The sequence below is a fragment of the Faecalibacterium gallinarum genome, from assembly GCF_022180365.1.
Taxonomy (GTDB): domain Bacteria; phylum Bacillota; class Clostridia; order Oscillospirales; family Ruminococcaceae; genus Faecalibacterium; species Faecalibacterium gallinarum.
The window spans coordinates 1-1,834 of record NZ_BQKV01000113.1; the positions used below are offsets into that span (position 1 = coordinate 1).

A 1,834-nucleotide genomic window follows, 5' to 3' on the forward strand; every position below is an offset into this window, starting at 1 on the left:
CCGCGCCGCTGTGCGTAATCCAAATTCAAGCCAACCGATTCAGTGGCCTTGAGGAAGGCCATGCACTCCGGGTCGCCGCCGTAGATCATAGCCCGCATCCGGTCGCCCGGTGTCAGCTTGGCGGATTCACCGGTCTGCTGGGCAAAGAGAAGGGCTTCCTCGCTCTCAGTCATACCCGTGTACACGATACAGCGGATCATCAGGTCCTTGCCGCCGTTGAGCAGCTTGAGGACTGCGATGGTATGCTGGCCGTCAAACACATAATAGTGACCGTTGCGGTAGCTGACCTTCGGGGGATTGACCAGACGAGGGTCAAACCTTGCAGCAATTTTGCGAACCCGCTTGACGTTCAGTTCCCGCTGGTAACTGCCCCGGGGGACTTCCAGCAGCTTGCTGTTGATCATCATTTCCTGGTAGGCGCTGGTGCTGTTCATTCTCATGTAGTCCTCCTCATCTCTTTCAGGTACCGAATTCCCTTATCTGTAAGACTTCTAATACCGTCCCGGCAGGCACTGCGCAGCTCCTTGTTATTTTCCAGGCAGGTGTCCCAGCGGAAGATCATGGTGTCCAGGGCGTCTTCCAGTTCTGCACAGATATCGTCTGCGTCGATTTCCCCGTTGGACTGCAGCATGTTGGCTGAGATATCCTGAATGGCTTGCAAGGTTTCTGCGGCGCTGCGCTTGGGCTTCGGCTTTTCTTCGGCTTTTTCAGGTTCTTTGGCCTGCCGGAGCTGCTGAACCAGAGCGGGTCGCTGTTCCGGCGGGGCCTTGGCGATGGCTGCCACGGCCTTTTCAGTTGGTTTGATGCTGCCGGTCAGGATTTCCTGCTTGATACCGGGAGCAACTTCTTCTGCAGCATCTACACCTTGGGCAAATTTCCCGGCACGCTGTACATAACTGACGCTGATGTTGTTCTCACGAGCAATTTTCTCACGAGTACGTTCACCGCTGTAGCCGGATTCATTTTGAATCCGGCTACTTTTGTCCGCTAAAGTGAATCGGTTCCCATAAAAAGACTCCGTTCTCTTTTCCGCCTCATATCGTTCGCCTATGAGGTATTTGTACTGTTCTTGTGTCAGGTTTCGCCGCCCGAGCTGATTCTTGCAGATCCAAGCGATGGCTGCGTACCGGTCGGAAAACTGCTTCTCATAGGTGGTGAACTGGATTTCCGGGTACTTCTGAAGAATGTGGTAGCGGTTGTGACCATCCACGATCACGCCGTTCCAGACGATCAGCGGATTGATAACCACCCCGTCTGCCAGAATGTTTTCCTCCAGTTGTTTCATCTCTTCCTCACGAAGCGGCGGAATCTTGCTCGCGAACTCCGGGTCAATGGTGAGATGCTGCAACATAGGTTCTTACCTTTCGACGGATGGTGTCTCGGTGAGCCGCAGCAGGTTGGACGTAATAGTCGAAACCATAGCGGGTCTGACAGTAAGTACAGACATCTTTGGTCTGCTGATGAACATCCGCCCGGCGCAGAAATGCTTTCTTGGCGTCCTGAAACGAGTTCAGACAAACCGGGCACAGGGTCATGAGGGATGCGGTATTGGCATTGCGTGCGTAACTACGGCTCATAGGGATTTTCCTCCTTTGTTTTGAAAGATTTGGTATGTAAAAAGCCCACCGTCTTGGGTCTTGTGATCCTGGACGGTGGGCTGAAACTGTTTTTGGAGTTCCTCCCCTATTTGTCCTCGACACCCCGGGGAGGGTTGGGAACCTTCTGGCGGCGGATTTGCACCGCTCCATCGGCCTTTCGGCCGCCCCGCCTTCTTTGTGGCCGGGCCGCGAGTTACGGAAGTATCATTGTCTGGAAGTACCAGGAGGCTGCTTAT

The 1,834-nt window shown here is 54.2% G+C and carries 3 protein-coding genes; all 3 read right to left on the reverse strand.

What is annotated here, in order from left to right; translation table 11 throughout:
• The coding region (locus tag JCM17207_RS13200; protein ID WP_373871971.1) for a DUF6551 family protein at nucleotides 1–440 on the reverse strand (440 nt) is incomplete at its 3' end.
• Nucleotides 437–1,285 (reverse strand): ParB N-terminal domain-containing protein, encoded by an 849-nt coding sequence (locus tag JCM17207_RS13205; RefSeq protein WP_238318088.1) that lies wholly within the window; start codon nucleotides 1,283–1,285, stop codon nucleotides 437–439. The genes JCM17207_RS13205 and JCM17207_RS13200, both read right to left, overlap by 4 nt.
• A gap of 43 nt (nucleotides 1,286–1,328) precedes the next feature.
• A complete protein-coding gene (locus JCM17207_RS13210) occupies nucleotides 1,329–1,577 on the reverse strand; it encodes a hypothetical protein (RefSeq protein WP_238318089.1) in 249 nt (82 codons plus the stop codon).
• Nucleotides 1,578–1,834 lie beyond the last annotated feature (257 nt).

Bases quoted from the DNA above. Each gene is read 5' to 3' on its own strand.
- JCM17207_RS13205 (WP_238318088.1), bottom strand. From the start codon at position 1,285: ATGAAACAACTGGAGGAAAACATTCTGGCAGACGGGGTGGTTATCAAT.
- JCM17207_RS13210 (WP_238318089.1), bottom strand. From the start codon at position 1,577: ATGAGCCGTAGTTACGCACGCAATGCCAATACCGCATCCCTCATGACC.